At 59.0% G+C, this 21,578-nt stretch carries 20 protein-coding genes; 11 read left to right on the forward strand and 9 right to left on the reverse strand.

Annotated features, from left to right (window positions below):
- Positions 1–244 precede the first annotated feature (244 nt).
- The 6 genes from PSEBG33_RS12335 (at position 245) to PSEBG33_RS12310 (ending at position 4,919) form a co-directional block, all read left to right on the forward strand.
- Positions 245–685, forward strand: a complete 441-nt coding sequence (locus PSEBG33_RS12335; RefSeq protein ID WP_005788654.1) for a hypothetical protein — start codon at positions 245–247, stop codon at positions 683–685.
- Entirely contained in the window at positions 685–1,233 is a 549-nt protein-coding gene (locus PSEBG33_RS12330) for a hypothetical protein (protein WP_005788656.1), read from the forward strand. Before PSEBG33_RS12335 ends, PSEBG33_RS12330 begins: the two co-directional genes overlap by 1 nt.
- A 69-nt stretch (positions 1,234–1,302) precedes the next feature.
- Complete coding sequence (locus PSEBG33_RS12325) at positions 1,303–2,040, forward strand: hypothetical protein (RefSeq protein ID WP_005788658.1); 738 nt, start codon at positions 1,303–1,305, stop codon at positions 2,038–2,040.
- Positions 2,041–2,100: 60 nt separating this feature from the next.
- A complete protein-coding gene (locus PSEBG33_RS12320) occupies positions 2,101–2,781 on the forward strand; it encodes a C39 family peptidase (RefSeq protein WP_005788662.1) in 681 nt (226 codons plus the stop codon).
- Positions 2,782–2,818: 37 nt separating this feature from the next.
- Entirely contained in the window at positions 2,819–3,562 is a 744-nt protein-coding gene (locus PSEBG33_RS12315) for a hypothetical protein (protein ID WP_005788663.1), read from the forward strand.
- A gap of 49 nt (positions 3,563–3,611) precedes the next feature.
- Positions 3,612–4,919 (forward strand): autotransporter outer membrane beta-barrel domain-containing protein, encoded by a 1,308-nt coding sequence (locus PSEBG33_RS12310; RefSeq protein WP_005788665.1) that lies wholly within the window; start codon positions 3,612–3,614, stop codon positions 4,917–4,919.
- Between the two features lie 126 nt (positions 4,920–5,045).
- Here PSEBG33_RS12310 and PSEBG33_RS12305 read toward each other — a convergent pair whose 3' ends face one another.
- Positions 5,046–6,368, reverse strand: a complete 1,323-nt coding sequence (locus PSEBG33_RS12305) for a sigma-54 dependent transcriptional regulator (protein ID WP_005788666.1) — start codon at positions 6,366–6,368, stop codon at positions 5,046–5,048.
- A 344-nt stretch (positions 6,369–6,712) separates the two neighbouring features.
- Here PSEBG33_RS12305 and PSEBG33_RS12300 point away from each other — a divergent pair, with 344 nt between their 5' ends.
- On the forward strand, positions 6,713–6,973 hold the full coding sequence (locus tag PSEBG33_RS12300) for a hypothetical protein (RefSeq protein WP_005788668.1): 261 nt from the start codon (positions 6,713–6,715) through the stop codon (positions 6,971–6,973).
- Positions 6,974–7,040: 67 nt separating this feature from the next.
- Here PSEBG33_RS12300 and PSEBG33_RS12295 read toward each other — a convergent pair whose 3' ends face one another.
- Genes PSEBG33_RS12295 through gnd form a run of 3 tightly spaced genes read right to left on the reverse strand, consistent with a single transcriptional unit; the run spans position 7,041 to position 10,365 of the window.
- Positions 7,041–7,865 carry a Cof-type HAD-IIB family hydrolase gene (locus PSEBG33_RS12295; RefSeq protein ID WP_005788669.1) on the reverse strand — a complete coding sequence of 275 codons (825 nt, stop codon included), beginning with the start codon at positions 7,863–7,865 and terminating at the stop codon, positions 7,041–7,043.
- Positions 7,862–9,385, reverse strand: a complete 1,524-nt coding sequence (gene zwf / locus PSEBG33_RS12290; RefSeq protein WP_005788671.1) for a glucose-6-phosphate dehydrogenase — start codon at positions 9,383–9,385, stop codon at positions 7,862–7,864. The genes PSEBG33_RS12295 and zwf overlap by 4 nt, the downstream gene beginning before the upstream one ends.
- Positions 9,382–10,365, reverse strand: a complete 984-nt coding sequence (gene gnd, locus PSEBG33_RS12285; RefSeq protein ID WP_005788672.1) for a phosphogluconate dehydrogenase (NAD(+)-dependent, decarboxylating) — start codon at positions 10,363–10,365, stop codon at positions 9,382–9,384. Before gnd ends, zwf begins: the two co-directional genes overlap by 4 nt.
- 259 nt (positions 10,366–10,624) lie before the next feature.
- On the opposite strand from gnd, the gene PSEBG33_RS29375 reads away from it, so the two are divergent.
- The 4 genes from PSEBG33_RS29375 to PSEBG33_RS12270 all read left to right on the forward strand — a co-directional run bounded on the left by PSEBG33_RS29375 (position 10,625) and on the right by PSEBG33_RS12270 (position 15,403).
- A complete protein-coding gene (locus tag PSEBG33_RS29375; protein ID WP_157243918.1) occupies positions 10,625–10,801 on the forward strand; it encodes a DUF6026 family protein in 177 nt (58 codons plus the stop codon).
- Positions 10,802–10,955: 154 nt separating this feature from the next.
- A complete protein-coding gene (locus PSEBG33_RS12280) occupies positions 10,956–12,698 on the forward strand; it encodes a phosphoethanolamine transferase CptA (RefSeq protein ID WP_005788676.1) in 1,743 nt (580 codons plus the stop codon).
- Between the two features lie 127 nt (positions 12,699–12,825).
- Complete coding sequence (locus PSEBG33_RS12275) at positions 12,826–15,048, forward strand: TonB-dependent siderophore receptor (RefSeq protein ID WP_005788678.1); 2,223 nt, start codon at positions 12,826–12,828, stop codon at positions 15,046–15,048.
- Between the two features lie 142 nt (positions 15,049–15,190).
- Positions 15,191–15,403, forward strand: coding sequence for a hypothetical protein (locus PSEBG33_RS12270; RefSeq protein WP_005788680.1), 213 nt, complete (start codon positions 15,191–15,193; stop codon positions 15,401–15,403).
- A gap of 98 nt (positions 15,404–15,501) precedes the next feature.
- Here PSEBG33_RS12270 and PSEBG33_RS12265 read toward each other — a convergent pair whose 3' ends face one another.
- The 5 genes from PSEBG33_RS12265 to PSEBG33_RS12245 form a co-directional block, all read right to left on the reverse strand.
- Entirely contained in the window at positions 15,502–15,996 is a 495-nt protein-coding gene (locus tag PSEBG33_RS12265) for a GNAT family N-acetyltransferase (RefSeq protein WP_005788681.1), read from the reverse strand.
- 165 nt (positions 15,997–16,161) lie between these two features.
- Positions 16,162–17,268, reverse strand: coding sequence for a cell division protein ZapE (zapE, locus tag PSEBG33_RS12260; RefSeq protein ID WP_005788683.1), 1,107 nt, complete (start codon positions 17,266–17,268; stop codon positions 16,162–16,164).
- Positions 17,269–17,817: 549 nt separating this feature from the next.
- Positions 17,818–20,475, reverse strand: a complete 2,658-nt coding sequence (pepN, locus tag PSEBG33_RS12255; protein ID WP_005788685.1) for an aminopeptidase N — start codon at positions 20,473–20,475, stop codon at positions 17,818–17,820.
- Positions 20,476–20,488: 13 nt separating this feature from the next.
- On the reverse strand, positions 20,489–21,319 hold the full coding sequence (locus PSEBG33_RS12250) for a DUF2797 domain-containing protein (protein WP_005788687.1): 831 nt from the start codon (positions 21,317–21,319) through the stop codon (positions 20,489–20,491).
- Complete coding sequence (locus PSEBG33_RS12245; RefSeq protein WP_005788688.1) at positions 21,316–21,576, reverse strand: YeaC family protein; 261 nt, start codon at positions 21,574–21,576, stop codon at positions 21,316–21,318. Before PSEBG33_RS12245 ends, PSEBG33_RS12250 begins: the two co-directional genes overlap by 4 nt.
- Positions 21,577–21,578 lie beyond the last annotated feature (2 nt).

Raw genomic sequence — 21,578 nt, forward strand, 5'->3', positions numbered from 1 at the left:
GCCCAGCGGCTGCGGATTCATGCCCCTGTCATCGAGACTGTTTCATCGCTGACACAGTTGACGAGTGTGGCCGGGCATATCGCGCCGCCCAGCGACTGTTTCATGCTTGAAACACTGCTATCGGCGATGCGCGCAGAAAAATCGCAACCTATTGAGTTTCAAACGCAAACGAAAAGCGGCACGGGTTCTGCTCTTTCCCTGATAACGCTGTTTAGGGTCAGCGTTCAGAACAAGGACTGCCGCCGTGATCACACTCACACACGCCTCGATAACCGTACTGCTGATCAGCTGCGTGCTCAGCGCCGGCATCAGCCATGCGGGCGATGGCGTTATCGTGACAGGGCGAACCGTGCAGGGTCACATGTACGGGCGCACCTCCCTCCCCGATCCATACCCCACCACTGCCAACGCCAACCCCAGCAAAGAAATCATCAGTGCCACCTCCGGCGAACTCAGTGATCGGGACATTGGCGGCATCCGCAGCGGTTCGGGCCTTGCGCGATCCATCCAGCCTAACGGCAACCTGTCTGGCCTGAGCGCCACGCAAAACAGCCTGTCGACCCAGGGCGCCGGCGCAGCCGCCGGCCATGGCGCGGGCAGCAGCATGGCTGGGCAGATCAATGGTTCGATCCAGCGCGGCATGGCGCCCTTGAACAACCTGGGCAACATGCTGGGGGGCAAATGATGAAGCGCATCCTGTTGACCATCGCCCTGCTGGGCAGCGCCTCGGCAATGGCAGACAACACCGCCGTTATCAACAACAGCGGCCAACAGTACGAAGGTGTGCTGTCGATCAACCAGGCAGCCGGCAACCAGCAACAGATGTCCAACAGCCGCGCAATCGCGCTCGATGGCCGGGCCAGCAATGTGAATATCCAGCGGCTCGACGGCAACGTCGACCCGTCCTTGAGTGCCAAGGTGGCGATTCAGGGCGCTTCATTTATCAATGGCAACGGCGTGCTGGGCGTTAACCAGTCGGCCGGGGCCAATAACCAATCAATCAACGCGGTGCGGATCAGCCTCAACCCTGGCCCGCAAAGCATCGATGACAGCGTCCTGTTGCAACAGAACACGACGCAGTTGACCGACTCAGGGCTCACCTCCACCACTGGCAGCCGCCAGGTCGCGACCAGCGACCAGGCCTTCACCGGCAGCCGAGGAGTGATTCAGGTGAACCAGAGTGCCGGGGTGGGGAACCGAGTGGCTAACACCCTGGGCATCACTATCAAGTAACCGCTTGGTAGACGTTAGTTAGACCGTACCAACACTTAACCCAACTAATTAGAAGCAAGGAGAAACACCATGAAACCTCAAATGGCTCTGAAACCTCTGGTTTTCGCTCTCGCCGCACTCATGGCAGCAGCTGCTCAAGCGGGTGGCTGGCACCCTGCGCCTCAGCCAACGGGCGTAATTGCTGCTGTCGTCACGGATGTACAAAACAGCGCAGGCAATAAATTCAACGACACCAAAACCGAAAACAACGCGTCTGCCGATGACTCCGTCAACGGCAACAGCGGTAACGTCGGGGTCAACGTGCAGTCTGGCAGTGGCAACCAGGCCGACAACTCTGCCGCCATCTCCAGCGCCAAAGGCGATGCAGCGACCGTGTTCGGCGTGGTCGACGTGAATCAAAACAGCGGGCTGAACAGCTTCATCAACAAAGGCACGCAAAACAACTCCTCCCTGGATAATGCTGTTAACGGTAACTCCGGCAACGTCGGTTACAACGGCCAGTCCGGTCAAGGCAACCAAGGTAAAAACAACCTGGCTATCGTGACCGCTGACGGGAAAAATATCGCGGCGGCAGCCAATACCGAACAAAACTCGCTTGCCAACAACTTCCTCAACACCGCCGCCAGCAGCCACGGCTATGGTGGCAAAGCTCAATACGTGTCGAACAATTCCAGCCTCGACAACTCGGTCAACCGCAATTCCGGCAACGTAGGCGTCAACCTGCAATCCGGTGCGGGCAACCAGGGCAGCAACAGCCTGTCGATCGGCCAGGGTTGCACTGTGTGCAGCAGCGGCGTGCGCTTCTGATCCAACGGGGCCTTGGCAACAAGGCCCTTTTTATTTCAGTGCCCAACAGGTCATTCGATCATGCGTATCGCGACCCTCACCCTCTTGATGTTGCTCACCGGCACGACCTGGGCAGGCACCATGGCGATTTCCGCCATGCCCGGCGGTGCGGTGATCTTCAAGAAGGTCGAGAGCATCCGTGAGCGCCGGTTCGCCAACCTGGTGGAACAGAAAACCGATTTCAGCTGCGGTGCCGCGGCACTCGCGACCATCCTGCGCCAGGCCTATTGGCTGGACGTCGACGAAGACCACATCATCAAAGGGATGCTGGTAACCGCCGACCAGGACCTGGTGCGCACCCAAGGCTTTTCCATGCTGGACATGAAGCGCTACCTCGAAAGCATCGGTATGCGTGCCCGCGGCTACAAGATCGCAGCCGATACCCTGGTGACGGTGAAGATTCCCGTGGTGGTGCTGCTGGAAATTCGTGGCTACAAGCACTTCGTGGTGATGCAGCGGGCCGACAAGGACTGGGTGTATATCGGCGATCCCGTGCTGGGGCACAAGCGCTATTCCCGTGACGACTTTGTCAAAGGCTGGAATGGCATTGTGTTTGCCGTGCTGGGCGAAGGTTACGACAAGGCCAACGTCTTGCTCGACCCGCCCACTCCGCTGACGGCCAAGAACCAGTTGAACGAGTTCCGGCCCGTGGGCGATGCCGAGTTGATGGATTTCGGTTTTATCCAGAGCGACTTCTTCTAGAAGCGCAATAAGGGGCAGGACGCCCCAGGAGCAGCAGATGAACACTTTCCGTTGGCTGACGGTCTTGTGTCTGGCAGCCTCTATGCCCGCCTATGCTTCATCGGCTTTCAAACCGATCGAACTCAAGGACGCGGAGATGGCCGACTTGCGTGGCCGTTACGTAATGCCGGGGCGCATCATCAGCTTCGGCATTGTCATGAGCAGCACCTGGACCAACGCCGTCGGTGACCGCATTACCGGCACGGCCAACATGCAGATCGACAAGACCACCGTTACTCCGCAATTCTATGTGCAAACCACCGGTTCCACGGGTAACGGCAGCCTGCCAAACACCGGCACCGGTAATGTGGTCGGTGGCGCCGGCCTCGGCAGCGGCCAGGGCGTAACCCAAAGCGTGCGCACCGCAGGCGATGGCAACACCGCCTACAACGATGTGGGCATCAGCATCGAGAATGGTGTCGCCCCCGCCAGTAACCTGCAAACGGGGCAAGTGCTGATGGCCGACGGCACCGTAACCGGCGACAGCGCGGCGGGCCGCGTCAGCGTTTCGGCCAACAACGGCGGTGTACAAATGGCGATCCAGGCCAACCACAACCAGGGCAACAGCCTGCAGCAGATCGGCGGCGGCAATGTGCTGCAGGGTACAGTGCTGACCGGCAACAGCAACCTTGTCAGAAACATCACCCAACTCAACGTCGTGATGAACAATAACGGCTTGAACAACGGCGCGTTGAACTGCAATTTGGATCAACTCAAAGGCCTACGCACGCTCGGTTATTGAACTACGCTGACCCTCGACACTTTCGCATTAGAACAGGACGGCTTATTTCATGCATCGATCGTTATCGCTACGCGCGGTGATTTGTTTAAGTACGCTCTTGCCCGCATCCGTGCTGTATGCCGCGCCAGACGCCGATATCGAAACCCTGAAAAAGGAACTGCTGGAACTCAAGCAACGCTATGACGTGCAGCAAAAAGCCTTGGCCGTGCTGGAGCAACGCGTGCGTCAGGTAGAGGATCAACCCGCAGCGCCCGCCCCCAAGCGCTTGGCCAAATCACCTGCCGACTTCAAGCAAGGCGCTAACGCTGTCGCCGCCACGGGTACGGGTGCAGCCGCAGCGTCAGGTGGTGCAGGCGGTGGCGGCAGCTCCTACGGCCAATCCCTCAAGGACGACTCGGCCCCTGCGCAAAGTGTGAGCAACCTGTACAACGAGGCCAGCGGCTTTTTCGGCAATGGCAAGTTCAGCGTGGAAACCGGCATCACCTATGCCCGTTACGATGCACGCCAATTGACCCTCAATGGCTTCCTGGCGCTGGACTCGATCTTTCTGGGCAATATCAACCTGGACCGGATCAAGTCCGACAGTTGGACCCTGGACCTTACCGGGCGCTACAACGTCGACAACCGCTGGCAGTTCGATCTGAACGTCCCCGTGGTGTACCGCGATTCGACCTACCAGTCCGGCGGCGCCGGCAACGATGCCACCGCCACCTCGGAAGCCTCGGTGACCCGCGACCCTACCATCGGTGACGTCAACTTTGGCGTGGCCTATAAGTTCCTCGACGAAACGCCGACCTTGCCGGATGCGGTAGTGTCTGTGCGCGTCAAGGCGCCCACGGGTAAAGAGCCGTTCGGCATCAAGCTCGTCAGGCAACCCAACAACGACAACCTCTACTTGCCGGAAAGCCTGCCTACGGGCAACGGGGTCTGGTCGGTTACACCCGGCATTTCCCTGGTCAAGACCTTCGACCCGGCGGTGCTGTTCGGTTCGCTGTCGTATACCCACAACTTCGAAGACTCGTTCGATGACATCAGCAGTGAAGTCAACCAGAAGGTGGGGGGCAAAGTACGCCTGGGCGACAGCTTCCAGTTCGGTGTCGGTGTGGCGTTCGCCTTGAACGAGAAGATGAGCATGTCGTTCTCGGTTTCCGATCTGGTGCAGCGCAAGAGCAAGCTCAAGCCGGACGGCGGCGACTGGCAATCGGTGGTGTCCAGCGATGCAAACGCGGGTTATTTCAACGTAGGCATGACGATTGCCGCGTCGGATAACCTGACCATTGTGCCGAACCTGGCGATCGGGATGACCGATGACGCGCCGGACTTTACGTTCAGCCTGAAATTCCCGTACTACTTCTGATTTGTAGGAGCGAGCTTGCTCGCGAAAACCCATGGACGCCGCGTTTATTCAGGAAACACGCGTTATCGTTGACGTTTATCGCGAGCAAGCTCGCTCCTACAGAACAGCATGGGGGGTTGACCCAACCTAGCGGATCTGGTGCTTGTGCAGCAGCCGGTAGAACGTCGGCCGGGAAATCCCCAGCACACGGGCTGCAACACTGAAATTATCGCTGTGCCGATTGAGCACATCGCACAACGCCTGGCGTTCGGCGCGGTGCTTGTAGTCTTCCAGTGTCGCCATCGGCGGCGAAAGTACCTGCTGGCCTTGCAGCCCCAGGTCCACGGCTTCGATCTGGCGCCCTTCGGCCAGCACCAGACCGCGGCGCACACGGTTGGCCAGCTCACGCACGTTGCCCGGCCACGGGTGTTGCCCCATCGCCACCAATGCCTCTTCGCTGAAACTGCGCGGGCGTCGGCCGGTTTCCTGGCTGTAGAAACGCGAAAAATGATTGGCCAGCATCGCCACGTCACCATGGCGCTCGCGCAAAGGGACCGTGACTACTTGCAAGACATTGAGGCGGTAATACAGGTCTTCGCGAAAGGCGCCCTTCTCCACCGCGGCTTCAAGATCCACATGGGTGGCTGCCAGCACGCGTACATCCACCGAGATGGGTTGGCTGCCGCCGACGCGCTCGATATGTTTTTCCTGAAGAAAGCGCAACAGGTTGGCTTGCAGCTCCATCGGCAAATCGCCGATTTCATCCAGAAACAACGTGCCACCGTGGGCCGCCTCAATCCGTCCGACCTTGCGCTGATGTGCGCCGGTAAAGGCGCCCTTTTCATGGCCGAACAGTTCCGACTGGATCAGATGTTCAGGGATCGCCCCACAGTTAATCGCCACAAACGGCTTGGCGTGGCGCTGGGATTGTCGATGAAGGGTCTTGGCGACCAGCTCTTTGCCGGTGCCGCTGTCGCCACGAATGAGTACCGGCGATTCGGTGGGCGCCAACTTCGACAACAATTTGCGCAGTTCACGAATCGGGCGGCTGTCGCCTAACAACTCGTGGGGTTCATCTACCGGCACGACGCCCTTGCCCCGCAGTCGCGCCATGCCAAACGCACGCCCAATGGTCACCTGGACCCGAGCCACATCGAACGGCAAGGTATGAAAATCGAAGAACCACTCGCAGACAAAATCTGCGACATTCTGCAAACGCAGGACTTCAGGACTGAGCACGGCGATCCACTCGGTACCGCTGCGGCCAATCAACTCCTTGACCGCCTCGGGGCGTTCCAGATGGCAGGGCTGCAAGCGCAGCAGGCCCACATCGCAAGAACGATCCCCCACCGCCTGCAATGCACAGCTGTCCACTTCCCAGCCGGCAGTGCGCAAGCCGGGTAGTAGCCTGTGACAGTCATCACAGGGGTCGACTACCAGCAAGCGGCGTTGAACAGGTGTCACAACCATGACGATTCCTTGGCGCCAAGATTATTAAAGTTATTTAGAAACAAGGATTTGGGGCGCTTGGCGCTAACCCTAGCAAGATCTTGACGCTCACCTTGTACTATTTCGCTATAAGTGCGGGCAAAAAGCCATGTGTGTTTAATCGGGGGGAAAAAGTTTGCCACGGCCGAAACTTTCAATCAGCTTTCAAAACAGCCTCTTACATGACGTCAATCAGGGAAAGTTAAAATTTCTTGCTCTAGCATGTGACCCGCACCCCACCATCGTGCATCAGTACAAGTAACCCACCGCACGGTCAGCCCAACCGCCGGTACTCACTTGAATGGGCATACAGAGAGAAGACCCAAATGAACGCTCCGCTGCGCATCAACGAAGCTCTTTTGATTGCAGACCGTGCCTTCCAACCCTTTCAGTGCGTGGCCTGGCACGATGGCAATGGCGCCCTCAGCCTGAGCGTCATCGACCGTACCAACACCCGTATCGGCAGCAAACAGCTGTCGTCGACTGCCTATACCGACCCGGCTCAACTTGAAGACCTGTTGTTGCAGGCTCGCGCCGAGCTCGACAAAGATGGCTACCAGTTACAGTCCTGGGCAATGCCGAAGTAATTCAATGCGACAACTTCCAGCCAACGTCAAACATCGGCTGGAAGTTGTGCAATAACACTTCAAGTACTTAGCGTGCCGCGAGAATAAACCGTTCGAACGCCTCGGCAGCCCCGTCCTCGACGTTGCTGCCGGTCACCACATTGGCCTGGCGCTTGACGGTTTCTTCGGCCTGGCCCATTGCAATCGACAATCCAGCCACGTGAAACATCGCCGGATCGTTGCCGCCGTCGCCGATGGCGGCGGTCTGGTTCAGCGGCACGCCAAGGTGCTCAGCCAGGGTTTTCAAGGCCTCGCCTTTGTTAGCCAGCATTGCGGTCACGTCCAGATACACCGGCTGTGAACGCGATACCTGAGCCAAGCCTTGTACCTTGGGCTGCAACTGCGCTTCCAACTCCACCAGCAACTGCGTGTTGTTACTGGCCGCGACAATCTTGTCGACCCGGTCCAGGTAGGGCTCGAAGCTCTCCACGACCACCGGGCCATAGCCCAGGCCATCAGCTTCGCGCTGCACCATTGGCCCTGGCGGGTCGCGGCGCAGCCAATCGCCGTCGGCAAACACCCACACTTCTACATCCGGCTCGGCAGAAAACAGCGCCAGCGTGACCAGTGCCGCTTCTGCCGGCAAATGGTGAGCCACCAGGATGCTGCCATCCGGGTTGACCAGCGTGCCGCCGTTGAAGCCGGCCACCGGCACATCGATGCCAAACGTCTCGATCAAATGCAGCATGGCCTTGGGCGGACGCCCGCTGGCCAGGCTGAACAGCACCCCGGCTTCACGCATCGCAGCAATAGCGTCGGCGGTGCGCTGACTGAGGCTGTGGTCGGGGTGCAACAGCGTCCCGTCTACATCACTGAGGACAAAGCGGATGGGATGAATCGTTACGTCACTCATCCGAGGCTGTGCCAGGTGCGGCCGTCACGAGCGAGTAACGCATCCGCTGCCACCGGGCCATCTTCGCCAGCCTTGTAGGCCTGGATACCGTCGTCTTCCTTCCAGGCATCCAGGAACGGCTGCACGGCGCGCCAACCGTTCTCGATGTTGTCGGCACGCTGGAACAACGTCTGATCGCCGGTCAAACAGTCGTAGATCAGGGTTTCGTAACCTGTCGAGGGCTGCATCTCGAAGAAGTCCTTGTAGTCAAAACCCAACTCGATATTGGCCATCTCCAGAGTCGGCCCAGGCTTCTTGGCCAGCAGGTCGAACCACATGCCTTCGTTCGGCTGGATCTGGATTTTCAAGTAAGTGGGCTTGAGCTCATCGACTTCGGTATCGCGAAATTGCGCATAAGGCGCCTGCTTGAAGCAAATCACGATCTCGGTGTCGCGGATGCTCATGCGCTTGCCGGTTCGCAAGTAAAACGGCACACCGACCCAACGCCAGTTATCAATCATCACTTTGAGCGCAACGAAGGTCTCGGTGCTGCTGTCGGGTGCGACGTTGGCTTCTTCGCGATAACCGGGCAATGGCTTGCCAGCGATTTCGCCGGCGGTGTACTGGCCGCGCACGGAATTGGCCCGCGCATCTTCCAGCGACCAGGGGCGAATTGCACCGACCACCTTGGCTTTCTCACCGCGCACCGCATCGGCGCCGAAGGCTGCCGGCGGCTCCATGGCGACCATCGCCAGCAGCTGGAACAGATGGTTGGGCACCATGTCACGCAGTGTGCCGGTTTTTTCGAAAAAGTTACCTCGGGTTTCAACGCCGACGGTTTCAGCCGCGGTGATTTGCACGTGATCGATGTAGTGGTTGTTCCAGAATGCTTCGAACAGCACGTTGGAGAAGCGGCTGACCAGAATGTTCTGCACCGTCTCCTTGCCCAGGTAATGGTCGATGCGGTAGATCTGCTTCTCGCTCATCACCTTGAGCAGGCATGCGTTCAGCGCCTCGGCGGTGGCCAGGTCGGAGCCGAACGGCTTCTCGATAACCACGCGCCGAAAGCCATCGTCCGTTTCATTCAACAAACCGGCACTGCCCAGGCGCTGCACCACTTCACTGAAGAAGCGCGGCGCAGTGGCGAGGTAGAACACGGCGTTGCCGGTGCCGCTGTCGGCGATCTTCTGCGCAATATCCGCGTAAGTGCCGTCGTCAAGGAAGTCGCCCTCGACATAGCTGATGCCCTTGGCCAGTTGCGCCCACAGCGCAGGGTCCAGGGCATGTTCAGCATTGCCCCGGACCTTGCTGGCGGCTTCGGTGCGAATGAAATCCTCAAGCTTCTTGGCGAAGTCTGCGTCGCTGATGGCGTTGTGATCAACGCCGACAATACGCAGGCCATCGCCCAGCAACCCGTCGCGGCTCAGGTTGTACAGCGCCGGCATGAGCAGGCGCTTGACCAGGTCGCCATGGGCGCCAAACAGAAACAACGTGGTAGGTGGAGCGGGTTCGGCCTTGGGTTTCTTGCCGTTGGCGGTCATTTTTTGGAAGTCTCCACATGGCCGCCAAAGCCGAAGCGCATGGCAGACAGCATTTTGTCGCCGTAGGTGCTCTGCTGGCGGGAGCGGAAACGCGCAAACAGCGATGTCGACAGCACCGGTACCGGCACCGCTTGTTCCATCGCCGCTTCGATGGTCCAACGGCCTTCGCCGCTGTCCGCTACGGAACCGGAGTAACCATCGAGTTTCGGGTCGGTGGCCAGGGCGTCGGCGGTCAAGTCCAGCAGCCACGACGACACCACGCTGCCACGGCGCCAGACTTCGGCGATATCGGCAACGTTGAGGTCAAAGCGCTGATCCTCCGGCAGGTTCTCCGAGTTCTTGGTCTTGAGGATGTCAAAACCTTCGGCGAACGCCTGCATCATTCCGTATTCAATGCCGTTGTGGATCATCTTGACGAAATGACCGGAACCCGCCGGGCCTGCATGGATATAACCGTGCTCGGCGCGTGGGTCGGCTGCGGCCGAACGGTCCTTGGTGCGCGGGATATTGCCTAGGCCAGGGGCCAGGCTCTTGAAGATCGGGTCCAGACGCTGCACGGTCTCGACGTCGCCGCCGATCATCATGCAATAGCCACGCTCCAGGCCCCAGACGCCGCCGGAAGTGCCGACGTCAACGTAGTGCAGGCCCTTTTCAGCCAGGGCCTTGCCGCGACGTACGTCATCCTTGTAGTTGGTATTGCCGCCGTCGATGATCACATCGCCGTCTTCGAGCAACTCGCTCAAGGCATTGATAGTGTCTTCGGTGGGCGCGCCCGCCGGCAACATTACCCAGACCGCACGGGGCTTTTGCAGGCCAGCCACCAGGGCATTCAAGTCGGCGACGCCAGCGGCGCCCTCCTCGCTCAAGGCTTTGACGAAGGCTTCGTTACGGTCGTATACAACGGTGGTATGCCCATTGAGCATCAGGCGCCGCGCAATGTTACCGCCCATGCGGCCTAGTCCGATAATCCCCAGTTGCATGTGCTGATGCTCCTAACTTCTAAAAAATGTGTGACATAGTTTATAGCGCAATGAGGCTAATGAGGGTTAGTCCAGAGCAGATCCGTGTAGTTTCATGACAAAAAAGTTGCCATCGTTTCACCATCACCGCCTGAAAAGTCACACGACCGCCAAAAATAAAAAAGTTCCCTTGCTGCAAAAAAGAATTCAAACTTGCTTCCGACTGTTGCCCAAACCCTGTTTGAGCAGCGCGATCTACCGGCTATTTGCGAGGTAAGCAATGAGCACAGCACAGATGACCCGCCCGCCACAGACCCTCTACGTCAGCATCCGCCGCGATGAATTGCGCCAGTTGAAGGACGAGCGCGATCAGTTGCAACAGGAAGTCCTGCGTCTGCGTTCACACCTTCAAGCCCAGCTCGAACTGCCATCCCAGGCCAAGCCGGCGCTCTGCTGAACGCACCTGGTCAGTTTGTAAGGCAATACCTACGGAAAACTCACAAAGTTTTCACACACTTATCCTGATACTCCCGCCCGCGATGCCGCTCACGTTCTGAGCGGCCCGATGTCGCGCGACTCTGCGCGACGATCATTGACTGATGGGGCGCTGGATGGCGATGTTCAAACGCAGCACGACGACTGCGAAAGGCTTTGATTGGGCCGGCCTTGGTTGGCTATTCCTGTTTTTCTGGTATTTCTCGGGTATTACCCAGCTTCTTATCCAACTGACCGGCACGTCCGGCTTCAGTGGTTTCCGCCAGGCATTCTTCATGAGTGCACTGTGGCTGGCGCCGATGCTGCTGTTCCCGCGCAGGACACGCGTGCTTGCCGCCTTGATCGGTGTGGTGTTGTGGGCCTGTTCCATGGCCAGCCTAGGTTACTTCTTCATTTACCAGCAGGAGTTCTCCCAGAGCGTCATCTTCATCATGTTCGAGTCGAACATCTCCGAAGCGGGCGAATACGCGACCCAATATTTTGCCTGGTGGATCGTGCTGGCGTTCATAGCCCACACCGCCTTCGCCATCTTCCTCTGGACCCGCCTGCGCCCGGTGTACCTGCCTCGCGGCCAGTCGATCGTGGCGGCCATCGCCATTGTCCTGGCGGTTGTGGGCTACCCGCTGGTCAAGCAAATCGCCACCAGCGAAACCATGGAATTGGCCATTGATCGTTTCGAAACCCGTATCGAGCCTGCCGTGCCTTGGCAGATGATCGTCGCCTACCGTCGCTACACCGAACAGCTGGACAATATGCAGGGCATGCTCAACAGCGCCAGCCAGATCCCGCCGCTGAAAAACCTCAAGGACAGCATGGCCGGCCAACCGTCCACACTGGTACTGGTAATCGGCGAGTCCACCAACCGCCAGCGCATGAGCCTGTACGGTTATCCGCGCAACACCACGCCGGAACTGGACAAGCTGCGCGACCAGTTGGCCGTGTTCGATAACGTCATCACCCCGCGCCCCTATACCATTGAAGCGCTGCAACAGGTGCTGACCTTTGCCGACGAAGAAAACCCGGACCTGTACCTCAAGACGCCGTCGATTGTCAGCGTGATGAAGCAGGCCGGCTACAAGACCTTCTGGATCACCAACCAGCAGACCATGACCAAGCGCAACACCATGCTCACGACCTTTTCCGAACAGGCCGACGAGCAGGTGTACCTGAACAACAACCGCAACCAGAACGCCCGCCAGTACGACGGCGATGTGCTGGCGCCGTTTTCCAAGGCCCTGGCCGATACCGCCGAGCGCAAGTTCATCGTGGTGCACCTGCTGGGTACTCACATGAGCTACCAGTACCGTTACCCGCCGACGTTCGACAAGTTCACCGACCGCCAGGGCGTGCCGGCCGGCGTGAGCGACGCGCAGTTGCCGACTTACAACAGCTACGACAACGCGGTGCTGTACAACGACTTCGTGGTCTCCAGCCTGATCAAGGACTACGCCAAGACCGACCCCAACGGCTTTTTGCTGTACCTCTCGGACCACGGCGAAGATGTGTTCGACTCCGCCGGCCACGGCACCCTGGGCCGCAACGAAGGCAAGCCGACTGCACCGATGTACACCATCCCGTTCATGGCCTACGCCTCACCGAAGTGGCGCGAAAGCCACGACTGGAGTTTCGCCGGCGACCTGCAGCGGCCTTACAGCAGTTCGCAGTTGATCCACACCTGGGCCGACATGGCAGGCTTGAGTTTTGACGAACTGGACCACAGCAAGAGCCTGGTCAGTGACAGCTTCAAGCCTCGGCCCTTGTTGATCGGCAACCCTTACGAAACCAAGCAGAAGGCCCTGATCGACTTCAGCCTGATCAAGCCGAAGAAGGCCGATGGCGCCGAAGTGGTGGCGAAGTAATCAGGGGCCCGGCAACACAAAGATAACAATCATTCTCGTTTAAGCCTAAAGTTCCACACCTCCTTTCGTCTTTGAACCATGCCCTCCCACCCCGGGAGGGTTAGAAGACGACAAGGAGTCTGCCGCAATGTTCGCGCCTTTTACCCGTTCCATGACCTTCACCTTCGGGCTGTTCAGTCTTACGCTGAGCCCGGATCTGCTGGCTGAAATCGACCCCGGACAAGCCTCCAGCAAAGCCCTGGAGCTGGGCGCGACCACCATCAGCGCCGACGGCCTTGGGTCCACCACCGAGCACACCGGTGCCTACACCACCGGCTCGATGAATACCGCCACCCGCCTGAACCTTTCCATCAAGGAAACCCCGCAATCGATCTCGGTGATCACACGCCAGCAGATGGATGACTTCAACCTCAACACCTTGACCGAAGTGCTGCGCCAGACTACCGGCATCAACGTTCAACATAACGATTCGGACCGTGTCTACTACTCCTCCCGCGGTTACGGCATCAACAACTTCCAGGTTGATGGGATGCTCAACACATTCGGCTACATGAAGTCCGACGCCGACACCATCATCTACGACCGTATCGAAGTGGTACGCGGCGCCACGGGCCTGACCACTGGCGCGGGCGATCCTTCGGCCACCGTCAACATGGTGCGCAAGCGTCCTACTGCCCAATGGCAGGCACAGACCGGTGTGAGTGGCGCCAGCCATGACAACTACTACAGCTACATCGACGTAGGCGGGCCTTTGGCGTTCGACGGTAAGTTGCGCGGGCGTAGCGTCCTGGCCTACCGTGACAGCAAATCCTTTCGCGATAACTATGGGCTGCAGCGGGCAGTTGGCTACGGCATTCTCGAAGGTGACCTTTCAGACGATACGGTGCTGGCTGTAGGTTTTGATTACCAGGACAAACAGGTACAAGGCACCTCCTGGGGCACTGTGCCCTACTGGAACAGCCAGGGCGGCAAGGCCAGGTTGCCTCGCTCCACCAATATGGCGGCGCACTGGAGCTCCTGGCCGCTGACTGACAAGACCACCTTCGCCACCCTCGACCATCGGCTCGGCGGCGACTGGCATTTGAAGGCTGCCTATACCCATCGCCAGAGTGACACCGACGGCAAGGTCTACTACGGCGGCAGCGGTTTTCCCAATGCAGACCGCAGCGGCATGACGGCCTGGGCCAGTCATATGCGCGGTACGTCGCGAATGGAAGCCATCGACGTCAACCTGGCCGGCAGCTACACCCTGCTGGGCCGCGAACACGCTTTGATGATGGGCTATGGCGAGGCCGCCCAGCGGGACGTGTCGCCCTTTATGCGTAACGACCTGCCTGCCAGCTACTACCCCATCGAGGATTGGAAGCACATGGGCGATATCGGCAAGTTCGCCGACACCGTCACCGACCTCAAGGGCGAACACAGCAAAAAACAGCAGAAAGCCGGTTACCTCGCCACTCGACTGAGCCTTACAGACCGCTTGCACGCTGTGCTGGGTAGCCGCTACGGCAGTTGGGAGCTGGAAAGCGCCACGCCTGAATACAACGACAATGATCAACTGACGGCTGCCGGCAAAACACGCCAGACCCACAACGACATGTGGACACCCTACGCCGGGCTGCTCTTTGACATCACCCCGCAGTACACCGTTTACGCAAGCTATACCGACATCTTCAAGCCGCAAGACAGGCGTGATATCAACAAGAAGTACCTGGAACCGGTGGTGGGCAGCAACTATGAGGTGGGGCTCAAGGGCAGCCTGCTCAATGAACGCCTGAACCTGGCAGCCGCCTATTTCTGGAGCACCCAGGACAATGTTGCAGAGCGCGATGACTCGGTCCCTCCCAACCCCGTCACTGGCGAGGAGTACTACAAGTCTGGCGGCAAGGGTAACAAGGTCAACGGCTTCGAATTGGAAGCCGCAGGCGAAATCCGGCCGGACTGGAACTTGACCGCCGGCTACACCTACACCCACTCGCTTAACGGTTCAGACAAACGTACCAATACCGGCCAGCCCTTGAACCTGTTGAAGGTCTCCAGCGCCTATCGCCTGCCGGGCGCATGGCGCAACCTCACCGTCGGTGGCGCGGTGAACTGGCAAAGCGAAATCTACGATTTCGGTAACCGGCCCACAGGCGCACGCAATAGCGAAGGTCGGGCGAAGATCACGCAACAGGGTTACACCGTGGTCAACCTGATGTCACGCTACCAGTTCGACGAACAGGTTTCCGCCTCGGTTAACGTTAACAATCTATTTGATAAAAAATATTACGAACGTGTCGGCTTTTATAATGGTGTGTATTGGGGTGACCCGCGATCTATCACGCTTGCATTGGACTGGAAGCTGTAGTCGCCTCCTGCGAAGTTAACAAAATCGTTAACTTCGCAGTGCCTGTCAGTTAATTCCCACTTAATAAGATTGCGCCATAGTCGCTCCATGATTCTGATCAAGGACCGGCCAGACACCTATCACTCTTAATGGGAATACCGCGATGAAAATCTCGACGTTGATGCTTGCCAGCCTGATGACCCTGACCTCCGCCGCTGCCTTCGCAGAGGGCGGTTCAGAGCGTTCGAAGGAGTTCTACAACAACTTCAGCTTCATTCAACAGCAAACTCACGGCACAGCAGAGCAACGAATGGCCTCTGCCGACGGAAAGACGTTGAAGGTCGATACCGTCAGCCAGGAACAACCGAACAGTTGATTTAATGCTTGGTTAATCCGTAATACCCTGCGCCATCCCGCTCCGTTGGCAAAGGTTTATTGGGCGCCATCTAATGGCGCCTTTTTTTCGCCAGTCGTTTATGACAGAGACTTGCTCCAAAACAACATACGACCATACTTTGGATCAAATACCGAATCATCGAACCCGAACTTGCGGTACGCCGATTGCGCCAGCTCATTGCCCTCAAGCACTTCCAGAGTAATCTTGCAGCAGCCCCTCTGGCGGGCGATTTCCTCGACCTTCTGCAGCATTTTCTGGCTCAAGCCCAAGCCACGAAACTGTTCCATCACCATCACATCGTGAACGTTGACCAGCGGGCGGCAAGCAAATGTCGAGAAGCCCTCAAAACAATTGACCAACCCCGCCGGTTCGCCACCGACAAACGCCAGCACGCTGAACGCATGAGGACGCTTGGCCAGTTCAGCCGGCAGTTGCTGCAACAGATCGGCTGACAAGGCGTGGCCGCCGCCCATCGGGTCTTGCGCATAGTGGTTGAGCAGCAAGCCGATGGCGTTGGCGTGCACCTCGTTGGTATAGCTGGCTTGCAGCACCAGAATGTCTGGGGTGTCCATTTCCTTCCTCGATAACGACAACCAGGGATTCGTTTCCCTTTGAGAGCCTCGATTGTAAGCGTGGAGTCGGCAGTAGATGAAGGAGATTAACTACAAATATCTGACGGAAATTGCGAAGGTTGCTTGCATCAAATCGTGCAAAAGGCCCTGGAGTGGGGATTTTTCCTAGACAGCAAAGCGCTGCAGTTGCATCTCTTGCAAGCGGCTCAGGGTGCGACGAAATGGAAACTCCAGGTAGCCTTCGGTGTACAGGCACTCCAAGGGCACCCGGGCCTCGATAAAGAGTGGCACCTTGCGGTCGTAGCATTCGTCCACCAAGGCGATAAAGCGCCGCACGCTGTCATCATGAACCGACAGCTGCGGCAATTGACGGTCCCCGGCCATCACCCGCTCGGCGCCGTCCTCGGTGCCACGGGCAATCCGCCCCGGGCGCTGTTGGGCGCTGAGGTTCGCAACCTCGCCCAGCAGGATGGCCTGGAAGCGGTCGCACAGCAGCATGAAGTCCATCGCGGCCAGGGGTTGCTCGCACAGATCGGCGTAACGACACCAGAGCACCGTGTCACTGGCCTGCACCGCCATAATGGAGCGGTACCCCACGCTCACCGCCCCGCTGCTCACGGCCTGGCCTTGGCTCAATTGCTTGAACACCGCAGCCAGTGCATTCGGTTGATTCACCCAATAGCGTTGCTTCCCCGCCCCCGGATGCAGGCGATGATCTTCGCCACCGTCCACCGCCACCACTTGCATATGCTGCTGGAGCGCGTCGATCCCCGGCAGAAAACGCTCGCGATTGAAGCCATCGGCATACAACTGATCAGGCGGCTGGTTGGAGGTGCACACCATTACCACGCCTTGCTCGAACATCACCAGGAACAGCCGCCCGAGGATGATCGCGTCGCCGATATCATTGACAAACAGTTCATCGAAGCACAGCACGCGCACTTCCTGGCTCAGCTCCTGAGCCAGCGCCCGCAAAGGATCCTGGGTTCCGGTGAGCTGGAACAAGCGCTGATGCACCCACCCCATGAAGTGATGAAAATGCTGACGCCGCGCGGGCACACGCAAGCTTTGATGAAATTGATCCATCAGCCAGGTCTTGCCACGCCCCACCGGCCCCCACAGATAGACCCCGGCAACTGGCGAACGGCCTTGATGCAACCCCTCGTGACAGGCTTGCAAAGCCTGCACCGCCCGACGCTGGGCGTCGTCAGGGACGAAGCCTAGTTGGGCGATGGCGTGCTGGTAGGCAATGAGGGGCGAGTCGAACGTCATGCCGGATGCTCCGCGAACTAATGTGGGAGGGGGCTTGCCCCCGATGGCGGCCTAAGAGCCGACCGGGATGTTGGATCAGATCGAGTACATATCCGTTATCTGGGTAACGGCTGCTATTGGTTCCGCCCTTACGGCGGCTCACTTTTGAAAAGAGCCCAAAAGTAAGCAAAAGGCTCTTGCCCCACCACTCGGCACCTCGCCTAGGCTCGGTGTGCCCGTAATCCGACAGTGATTTGGGGGGCCGCCGCCACGCGCCATCCATGGCGCGGGGCGGCTAAACCGGCATCCCTGCCGGTTTACCCCCCAAATCCCTGTCGAATTCCGGCCAGCGTGGTTTAACGGGGCGCTTAAGATCAAAAGCAGATCAAGAGCGGCTCGCTTCGCATCGTGGTTACAGTAGGGGCTGCAAACTGCAGTTGTGTAGATACCTATGCCCCGATGAGGGAGTGTCAATCAATACATCTGTGACTGCACCACCACATCGCGAGCAAGTCGAATCGTCGCACCGCCCCTCCCACATTTTTCCCCCGGAACATCAGCTAGAAAACGTTACGCCAGGCTCTTGCTGACCACCTCATACACATCGCTGGACAGCTCGCCACACGCGAGAATGCGCTCCAGCTCCGCCTTCATCAGCGCCTGGCGTGCGCTGTCATACTTGCGCCAGCGCGTCAGCGGCGCCAGTTGGCGCGAGGCAATCTGCGGGTTCAAGGTGTTGAGCTCGATCACCAGATCCGCCAGGAAGCGATAACCCGAGCCATCCGTCGCATGGAAGTTGACCAGATTCTGGCCTGCGAATGCGCCGATCAAGGCGCGCACCTTGTTCGGGTTCTTGATGGTGAACGCCGGGTGTTCCATCAACGCCTTGACCCGCGCCAGCCCGCCCGGCAACGTGCTGCCGGCCTGAACACTGAACCACTGGTCCATGACCAACGGGTTGTCCTTGAAGTTCTCGGCAAACACCGCCAGCGCCTGGGCTTTTTCCGCTTCGAACGGCGAGTTCACCAGCACCGCGAGGGCCGTCAGACGTTCGGTCATGTTATCGCTGGTGTCGAACTGATCCAGGGTCGCCGCCAATACTTGCGGCTTGCCGCTGAGCATCAGGTACGACAACGCGATGTTCTGCAGGGCACGGCGGGCAAAGTGCTCGGCCTCTGCCACGTACGGCGTTTGCTTGGACAGCTCACGATTGGCCTGGTAGCGCAGCCACAAGCCTTCGAACAGGTTCTCGGCCAGTTGCTTGCGGGCATATTCACGGGCCGCGTGGATCGCATCCACATCCGCCACTTCGCTGATTTCCGTCAGGTAGGCTTCACTTGGCAGCGAGAGCATTTCCGCGACCATGGCCTGGTCGAGACTTTCGTCGCTCAATACCGTGCGCAGTGCATCGATCAGGCGCTGGTCCAGCTTCAGCGGCTGGCCTGCCTGATGCTGGCCGATCAGTTCCTGCAACACCTGCACCGACAGCTGCTGGCCGGCATCCCAGCGGTTGAAGCCGTCGCTGTCGTGCTGCATCAGGAACATCAACTGATCGCGGTTATACGGGAAGCTCAATTTCACCGGCGCCGAGAACCCACGCAACAGCGAAGGCAAGGGCTTTTCAGCGACATCGACGAAGGTGAACGTCTGCTCGGCTTCAGTCACCGAGATCACGCGTGAGGTGCCTGCAGCTGTAGCCTCACCGGCCAGGCGCAAGTTGATTGCGGCGCCCTGCCCGTCCAGCAGGCCCAATTCCACCGGGATCACGAACGGCAGTTTTTCGACCTTGTCCGGCGTTGGCGGGCAGCTCTGGCGGAAGGTCAGGCTGTAGGTCCTGGCCGCCGCGTCGTAGGACTCGCTCACCGCCAAGCGTGGCGTACCCGCCTGGCTGTACCAGCGCTTGAACTGGCTGAGGTCGGCGCCATTGGCGTCTTCCATGGCCTTGATAAAGTCGTCGCAGGTCACGGCCTGACCGTCATGGCGTTCGAAGTACAGGTCACTGCCTTTGCGGAAGCCTTCGGCGCCGAGCAAGGTGTGGATCATGCCGACTACTTCCGAGCCCTTTTCGTAAACGGTCAGGGTGTAGAAGTTGGATATCTCGATAAAGCTGTCCGGGCGCACTGCGTGGGCCATAGGGCCAGCGTCTTCGGCGAACTGGTGCGTACGCAGATAGGCCACATCCTGAATGCGCTTGACCGTGGCCGAGTTCATGTCGGCGGAGAAGCCCGAATCACGGAACACGGTGAAGCCTTCCTTGAGCGACAACTGGAACCAGTCGCGGCAGGTCACGCGGTTGCCCGACCAGTTGTGGAAGTATTCGTGGGCGACGATGGCTTCGACGCGCTGGTGGGCAGCATCGGTAGCGGTTTCGGCGCGGGCCAGCACGGCGCTGGAGTTGAAGATATTGAGGCCCTTGTTCTCCATGGCGCCCATGTTGAAATCGTTGACCGCCACGATCATGAAGATATCCAGGTCGTACTCGCGGCCGTAGGTTTCTTCGTCCCAGCGCATGGATTTCTTCAGGCTGGTCATGGCGTGCTGGCACTTGTCGATGTTTTCCGGCTCGACGTAGATGCGCAACGCGACTTCGCGATTGGTCATGGTGGTGAAGCTGTCTTCGACGCACCACAGGTCACCGGCCACCAGCGCAAACAGGTACGCCGGCTTCTTGAACGGATCTTCCCAGGTCGCCCAGTGCCGGCCGTCTTCGCCAGGGCCACTGGCAATCGGATTGCCGTTGGACAACAGCACCGGGTAGCTGTGCTGCTCGGCGATCACCGTGGTGGTGAACACGCTCATTACATCCGGGCGGTCGAGGTAGTAAGTGATCTTGCGAAAGCCCTCGGCCTCGCACTGGGTGCAGAACATACCGCTGGATTTGTACAAACCTTCCAGGGCAGTGTTGGTTTCCGGATGGATCTTGACCGTGGTGTCGAGGGTGAAGGTCTCACTCTTTGGCTGCACGGTCAGGTGGCTGTCGGTCAACTGGTAGTCAGCGTCCGTCAGCGGCTGGTCGGCCAGGTTGACGCTCAGCAGCTCAAGTTGCTGGCCGTCGAGTACCAATGGCGGCAAACCGGCGCCGCGCTCGGGGTTGCGGCGCATCACCAGCTGCGCGTGGACCAGGCTGTGGTCCTCGAACAACTCGAAGGTCAGGTGCGTCTCGTCGATCAGGTAGTCCGGCGCCTGATAGTCCTTAAGGTAAATCATCTTCGGTTGTTCAGTGCGCATGCTTGGGATCCTTCTACTGATGCACGGCGAGCTGGTAGGCCGTGTATTTACGAATGTTGATAACGCCGGTGTCGAAGATCAGGTATTGGCCCTTGATGCCCAGCAGCGTGCCTTCGGCGATCGGATTCTTGTCCAGGTTGAAGCTGACGATCTTGGTCGGATACTGCTCGACCGGGTAGCGGATTTCAATCGGCTCAATGTCGGCAATGGTTTGGATGGCTTGCAGGCCAAAGCGTTCCTGCAAACCCAGCAAGCCTTCGGCGCAGGAGGCGAACAGCTCATCGCGCACCTGCTTGAGGTCCACCGATTGTGCGTCACCCTTGAGCAAGGCGCGCCAGTTGGTCTTGTCGGCCACCTGGCTACGGAACAGGTCTTCGACGAAGCCGGACTGCTGGCGAGTCGACACGCGCATGATCGGCAATGCCTGGCTGGCCCCCTGATCCAGCCAGCGGGTGGGCAGCTGGGTGGCACGCGTGATGCCGACCTTGACCCCCGACGAATTGGCCAGGTACACCACGTGGTCGGTCATGCAGAATTTTTCGCCCCAGCCTGGATCACGGCAGGTACCTGCGTCGTAATGGCAACGCTCGGGGCTCATGATGCACAGGTCACACTGGGCCAGCTTGGTCATGCAGGGGTAGCAATAGCCCTGGCTGAAGCTGGTCTTGGTCTTGCGCCCGCAATGGCTGCAATGAATGGCGCCCAGGTACTCCAGGCGCACATGGGTGCCGATCATCGGATTGACCGGCACCTCGACATCGCCCAGGCGAAACGCATATTGAACAGTCGGCTCACCAAGTTGCGCCGACATTTTGCTGACTGCACCGCGACCAATTTCAATCAATGGATCGCATCCGACTTGAACAGGATGTTCGCCACCGGCTCCGACTTGGACGCGCACTCCTGCGGGCCCATGTAGCCGGTACGCTGCTCTTCGGGCAGGTTCTGGATCTCCCAGGCGATCATCGCTTGCAGGGACAATTCGCGCTGCTCGGCGGTGAGCTTGCGGCCATCGGACCATTTGCCGATTTCCACGGCGAGCTTGAGGCTTTCGTAGATATCGGGGGTGATGTTTTCGATCATTTCAGCAAAAGAGGACATTC

The organism is Pseudomonas synxantha BG33R, assembly GCF_000263715.2.
GTDB lineage: Bacteria > Pseudomonadota > Gammaproteobacteria > Pseudomonadales > Pseudomonadaceae > Aquipseudomonas > Aquipseudomonas synxantha_A.